The sequence below is a fragment of the Helicobacter suis genome (assembly GCF_902196125.1).
GTDB classification, from domain to species: domain Bacteria; phylum Campylobacterota; class Campylobacteria; order Campylobacterales; family Helicobacteraceae; genus Helicobacter; species Helicobacter suis_B.
In genome coordinates this window covers 1-6,590 of sequence record NZ_CABIKG010000074.1, presented here as the reverse complement: position 1 = coordinate 6,590, position 6,590 = coordinate 1, and the positions used below count along the sequence as shown (strand labels likewise).

4 protein-coding genes are annotated in these 6,590 nt (G+C 36.3%); 1 reads left to right on the top strand and 3 read right to left on the bottom strand.

Translation table 11 applies throughout. From position 1 onward, the window contains the following. Positions 1–138 precede the first annotated feature (138 nt). Positions 139–2,928 (bottom strand): DNA polymerase, encoded by a 2,790-nt coding sequence (locus G6Q00_RS08400; protein WP_163532768.1) that lies wholly within the window; start codon positions 2,926–2,928, stop codon positions 139–141. A 385-nt stretch (positions 2,929–3,313) separates the two neighbouring features. Then, positions 3,314–3,775: a hypothetical protein gene (locus G6Q00_RS08395; RefSeq protein WP_163532767.1), complete on the bottom strand. Its 462-nt coding sequence runs from the start codon at positions 3,773–3,775 to the stop codon at positions 3,314–3,316. 166 nt (positions 3,776–3,941) lie between these two features. Here G6Q00_RS08395 and G6Q00_RS08390 point away from each other — a divergent pair, with 166 nt between their 5' ends. Further along, positions 3,942–4,595, top strand: coding sequence for a recombinase family protein (locus G6Q00_RS08390; protein ID WP_240331066.1), 654 nt, complete (start codon positions 3,942–3,944; stop codon positions 4,593–4,595). Here G6Q00_RS08390 and G6Q00_RS08480 read toward each other — a convergent pair whose 3' ends face one another. Beyond that, positions 4,596–6,029 carry a hypothetical protein gene (locus G6Q00_RS08480; RefSeq protein ID WP_205426585.1) on the bottom strand — a complete coding sequence of 478 codons (1,434 nt, stop codon included), beginning with the start codon at positions 6,027–6,029 and terminating at the stop codon, positions 4,596–4,598. It abuts the gene before it with no gap. Positions 6,030–6,590 lie beyond the last annotated feature (561 nt).

Genomic DNA, 6,590 nt, shown 5'->3' with positions numbered 1-6,590 from the left:
AGAGTATTTCTACAGAGTATTTCTACCTAAGAGTATTTCTACAGAGTATTTCTACCTAAGAGTATTTCTACAGAGTATTTCTACCTAAGAGTATTTCTATAGAGTATTTCTACCTAAGAGTATTTCTACAGAGTATTTCTACCTAAGAGTATTTCTACCTGAGATGAAAGTGTTTCTACCTAAGCCTTTGCTTTTGTTTGCTTTACGCGGTGTATGCATCGCTTCTTGCGAACTCTGCGTTTCTGTGTACTTTCGAACTTCTTTTGTTAACCCTGTAAAGAGGTAGTATCTTTGATCACTGCTAGCATATTGAAATATCCACTCAAAAAACTTATTTCCCACTTCATCTAAATAAGGCTTTAACATGTTTACCAAATCAATAGGCAACTTATAAGCGGTTTTATCTTTCTCATGGCGTTTATAGTTATCCACTGCAATACGAACTTTACCTTTTGCAAACCCTAACCCTTTCTCTATCTCATCATTTTTAAAGCCTTTCTCTTTTAACAAGTGGGCTAAGTAAACCCGCAAGTCATCAAGGGGTTTTGTCATTTCTGGGTAAAGACTTTTAACAGAAATGTAAAACAAGAATTGATAAGTAGCTAATTCACCGCCTAGCGTAAAATTCTTAGTTTTGAATGGTACAAACTCTTTACCTTTGTACTGCCTTTTAGTGGTTTTGCGGAGAGCTTCATAAGCTTTTAAATGTTTATTTGCCTCCTCCACACTTTTATAAGGTTCAGTATCAAAGAGTGGGATAGTTAAATTTAAACCGTCATCTGTGCAGTCTCTAAACCCAGTCAATATAAGTTTTCTTTTTAAATCTACTTCTAGGTTTAACTCCTTAGCCTCTCTAACATTGACTAAGTCTTTATACTTTTTATAAACCTCCTGACTATCCGTTAAGTTATCTTGAATGTTAAGCCCGCCATTTGCTATTACTTCTAAGCAGTATTGTAACGACTTATCATGATCTCCTTTTATCTCTTTAGGTAGTTTAATACCACCCTTAGCTAAATAGAGTTCGCTTTTACTCTCTTTCTTTTTCTCACCCATAAAACAAGTACGGGTACGCAAAAACAAAGTATAGGGATCATTCTGCGGGTTTTGATAATGCTTTAACTCTAAAAAGGGCGTATCCACACCCATTACTTTATTATATCTTTCTCTAATAAATTTAACAAAAGGGAGGTTTAATATCTCATTCTTATACTCATCTAAGTTCGTATCACATGCAAACCCGTCAGTAGTAACTGAATAAATCACAACACCCTTAGCATGTAAAAAGTTAATTATTTCGCATAGTAAAAGCCTACAGCGCCCAGTTATCTTAGCCGCAATAGCAGCGTTTGTAATACTAGATTCTGGAGTATCTGTATTAACCCCCTGCCCAAACTTGCCATAAAGGGAGTTAATAATTAGTTTGTACAGCTCTTGAAAGGCGTTATATTTAATCCAATCGGAGGGGATAGTACTTCTATCTCTAAGTTCTTTATAATGGTTTCTAAACTCTATCATTTCTTTAACAAACGCGCCTAGTGCACTAGCTTTAACTTCATCTTTGAAAGGTTCTAAGGCTTTTATATCGTGAATGTAATAATCCTCAAAAAGTCCGCTATCAAGACAAAAGAGAAAATCATCTATAAGAATTTCAGCGCGTTTATCCTCTAAAACATGTATAAGCCCATGTTCATTTTTAGGGAAAATAGGTGGGATATAAACATTTGATTTAAACTTATAATCTAGTTTAACTACTCCTTGATAATCGCAACTCAATGCGTTTCTATCAACTTTACCTTTAGGTTTATCAACACGCTTAAAATCTTTACTAAAGTCACACAAAGGGAAACTACACATCATCATGCCATAGCACCCAGAAAGATCATAGTCGTATACAACCTTTTTATAGCGCCCTGATTTAAGCACCGCATTAAGCCCGCCTATAAAGCCCGCTGTATCTAAGTTATCTAAACTAAAATGAAAACGGCTACCTTTAGGATTTGTAATATTCTCAAGCACTCCCTTATATTCGGGTTTTTTCAAATGAGAGAGAAAAGCTTTTAAGCCTATGCTAGGGGCTGTATAGACTTTTGAGTTAACCCCGAATTCTTTCTTTAAAAAGGTTTCGTGTATGAAGTGAAAAGCTTCTACAGAGACATAGGCATCGTTAATTGCATAATCTAAGGCGACTAAGGGGTTATCGTTTAAAAAGGTTTCAAAGTCATCTAAGTCTACTTGTCTTAAGTGGATTTTCTCAGCCCCGATCATATCCCCTACTTTTTCTAAACCCTTGTTATACGTCAAAAAGGTATCGCTGAAGTCAGTTTGAATGTAGGCTTTATGTTTATCCAGCCAGCTATCAATCTTTACCGGCAACATAAGACTTTTTAGAGATTTACATTGACTTCCAAAAGTTAGGGGACACTTACGGACAATTGTAAAATCATTCTCATACGCCTTTTTAAAAGCTAAATCCCATGTAGAGTACTCCGCTATGCCGAAGTGATAGACAAAGTTGACATATAAATTACAAACCCTAGCTTTCTTACCCTTTTTATCGCTGGCATGCAGTCTCACTTTCTCTTTAGTGTGAAACCCTAAATCTAGCACCCCATCAAGCGGAGGTAGCACCAACTCTAGTAAATCAATGGGGTTTAACCTAGCTTCGGGACTATGGACAAACACCACGCCAAAGCCTAATTCACAAAACCATAGTTGAGAGAGTAAAATTTTATTATATAAATCTTTACCCTTAGCCACTGCTTTATACTCTGTATCATATCCAATCGTTAGACTTTTCAAAGGGGCGTTTTGATAGAGATTTTCAAGGCGTGGTAATACTGAACACTCATAAGCTTTTAGAAGTTGGGGGCGGGCTGTAGTTTGGTCTGTCGTATTATTGCGTCGTGTGGGGCTTTGCCCCGACATAGAAAAATTTACGACACTTTGAGGTAAGCCCGTCTGGCACGGAGTTACAAGGCACTTTTTTAAAGCCCTCAAAAACCCACTTTTTGAAAAAGTGGATTCTTGCTTAAACGAAACTGAAGGCTTTAAACCTCTTTTTAGACATAAAAAAGCGCCCTGAATTTTGTCTATTTTTGACTTAGCAAAACTAGAAAAATTTAGCTCTTGGTAACACTCAATAAGGGGGGCTATATCAAGTTTGTAATACTTTTCTTTGTAGTTGTGATAATAGGGGTCTTTGGATTTGCGGTTTATATAAGAATAATTTAAGCGTTTTAATTGCATTATAACACCTCTTTCGGCGTGGGGTTGTGCTTCGTTTTGTAGGTTAAAGCAAACCCCCTTTTTCTTATTCTATATCAAATTCTAAATCATCACCCCCTAAATCTCCAATATTTTGAATCATGCTTAACTTTCGCATAGTTTTGGTATCTGTACCTGACAATGTCCAACATTCACACAAATTTTTTAAAATTCTAAGTTGGTCGTTTGCAAGTGTGATTTTTATAGGTTTAACCCCCTTAAAGATACCCTTACCCGTTTTAGAGGTTTTAGTGCTATAAAAGGTAAAGGTGTTTTCTTTAAATTCTTTAATAGCGACTAAAGGTCTTATTGTAGGTTCTGTAGGATTTTTACTACCTCTAATACATTTGACTTCGCTGGTATCATTTTTAAACCATTCAGCAAATCTACTAAGTTTAAATGCTACCCATTCGTCGCCTTGTTGAAAGCCGATCCAAATATCATTGTCCGTACCAAAGTCTAAAGCCCCGAAGTACATACTAACGCTTTCTATATTTTGTTTAGCCATTTAAAACTCCTTTAGAATTGAATTTATCGCGCTTTGGCTACAGCCCGACACCCCTATTATAACATTAAAACGCCCGTTTTTGTCATATTTTAAATAATTTAAATTAGGTTGTATAGTTTTATGTGATATAATAGATTATAAATATCTTAAAATGAAAGGGTTAAAAATGCGAACAAGTAAAAAGAATGGTGTAGAAGTAGAGGTTAAAAAGGTAATAGCCTATATAAGGATTTCTACAGATAAGCAAGAACAATTAAGCCAGAGATACGATCTTGAACAATACGCTAAGGCTAATAATATATCTGTAGATAAGTGGATAGAAGTAGAAATGAGTAGCCGTAGATCACAAGAGAAAAGGCGGGTTAATGAGTTAAAAGACTTATTAGAAAAAGGGGACTTGTTGCTAGTAGCTGAATTAACGCGCTTAGGTAGATCAATGGTAGAAGTAATGAACTTAATGGAGTTTTTCAATGAGAAAGGGGTTAGGGTCTGCTTTACTAGACAGCCGGAGCTCAACACCTATAAAAACGCTATAGGTAACTTGCTAATTGCCATTTATAGTTATTTGGCACAGGCTGAAAGAGAAATGATAAGTATAAGAACTAAAACGGCTTTAGCTGCAAAGAAAGCAGGGGGTACTCACTTAGGGCGGGCTAAGGGCAAGTTTAATAAGCACCACCCACTAAACCCCTTTAAGAACACGATTAAGATGTACAGAGAAAAGGGCATAAGCTATGCGAATGTTTTAAGGTTGATAGACTGCCCACAGAAACCGCAACTACCCGCCTTTTTGAAATTTTGCAAATCAAGAGGGCTGTAATTATAGAGATCGCCCGCCCCCTCCCATGTCTTGAGAGTGCCCTCCTCCCACTTCTTTAGATGGGAAATAAGTGGTTTGAATGTTTTTAGGTGTTAGCTTAGCCTCCAACTCCGCAATTTTTCTTTCTTGCGAAACTATAATTTCTTGTTTTTTATTTACCTCTAGTTGAGTTGAGAACAAGATATTTTTAATAAGCATTCTAGCCTCCTCCGCTTTTTCTATTCTATCTTGCTTAAAGTTTTGTAACTCCTCCTTAGTCTTTTGTAATTCCTCCTTAGTCTTTTGCAACTCCTCCTTAGTCTTTTGCAACTCCAACTCTTTAGCCTCTAATTTCCCTTTAGTCTCTTGTAACTTTTTATCTCTTGCTTCAATAGGATCGTAAAGGGGATCTAACTTTTTAGAAACAAGATCACTAATAGAAAGTTTGGGCTTATCTTTCTCTAGGTTTTCTACATACTCCATAAGCTCCTGCACATTTTTAAATCTTTTATCGCGGGTCTTACGCAAGTTTATATAGTCCTCTTGATTATAAATTTTAGGCACTCCTAAAGCTTCACAAAGTGCATTACTAGCCTTGAAAACTTTAACTACAGATTCGGTAATTTGCTTAGTCTCTTTTGGCTTTAAAGACTTCCCAGTATTAGCCTCTACAACTTCACACAACACTTTTAAATTTTGTAGCGCTTGATCATGCATAGCCACTTCATTTTTAAGCCTTTCAATTTCTAACTCTTTAGCCTTTAAATCTAAATCATGTTGAGTAGTCAACTCCTCCTTAATCTCTTTCTCTTTTTGGTTTGCCTCAACTTCTTTTTCTCTCATTAATCTTTTATAGGCAAAGTGGCTAAGGTGTTTTAACCCCGTACCTTTTTGAATCAATTCACCCTTATCATTGTAAACATCATTCTTAGGCTTACCCCTTTCCATATGCAAGAGCTCCGCTACTTCATTTTGAATTTGAGATAGCCCCCTTTTATTGCAAACACGCCTAAACATACTACGCCCCGTAACTCTATCAAGTGTAACAAACTCCATATGTGCATGGTGATTAATCACCACTTCCCCACTTTCTTTAACCACGCCCTCGTCTCTATGTATAGCGATTTGGTAGCACTGAAAGCCGTACTTGTTTTGAAAATGATTAGCTAGGGTTTTTAACTCCTCTATAGAAGTGTTAGGGGTGATATTAACAACTGCACTCCATAGATAAGAACCCGCCTTAAACTTTTGCTTTACATGGTTTTTATAATCTTGCATGGCTTTAGAGATAATAGAATTTCTTAACTTCACAGCCATATCTGCAGGCTTATCACACTCTACTTTAAGTCTTTTATCTGTGGGTAGTAAATAGCTAGGCGGTTTACTTCTATCGTTATGTGATAGCTGATTTTTGTTTGTAGTAGGCTGGAAATTGATAGAGGAAATATAACTCATTTGACTATCCTAATATGAGTTTAGCGTGTGGGCATAATCATAGCGTAACTAGATCATAGCAAGAGTACATGTAGAAAGTTTTTGTAGAAAGTTTTTGTAGAGATATTTTGCAGAGAGATATTTTGTAGAGAGTTACAGTGAGAGTACATGCATTGAGATACATTGAGAGATATAGGCGCTATTTGTCAAGAATAAAAGGATCACTAAAACCGCGTAAATAGCGGGGTTTGCTAGGTGTTGGGCTTGCGCTTTAGCGATTTAAAAAAACAATGTATTTTATCATATGAAAAACATTAAAAGTAATTTAACATGTATCATTTTCAAAACATAACCCCGTAGGGCACACTATGCGAAACAAGCTTGCGAAGTGCCCCTTTAGGGTCGCATAGTGTGCTCACTAGTCAACCCTACGGGACGCGCGTAAACTTGCTTTGACTAGTTCGCCCTGTGGGGCTTTTGTCAAGAGTATTTCTACCTAAGAGTATTTCTACAGAGTATTTCTACCTAAGAGTATTTCTACAGAGTATTTCTACCTAAGAGTATTTCTACAGAGTATTTCTA

Coding starts and splice junctions, on each gene's coding strand:
- G6Q00_RS08400 (WP_163532768.1), bottom strand. CDS start 2,928: ATGTCGGGGCAAAGCCCCACACGACGCAATAATACGACAGACCAAACT.
- G6Q00_RS08395 (WP_163532767.1), bottom strand. CDS start 3,775: ATGGCTAAACAAAATATAGAAAGCGTTAGTATGTACTTCGGGGCTTTA.
- G6Q00_RS08390 (WP_240331066.1), top strand. CDS start 3,942: ATGCGAACAAGTAAAAAGAATGGTGTAGAAGTAGAGGTTAAAAAGGTA.
- G6Q00_RS08480 (WP_205426585.1), bottom strand. CDS start 6,029: ATGAGTTATATTTCCTCTATCAATTTCCAGCCTACTACAAACAAAAAT.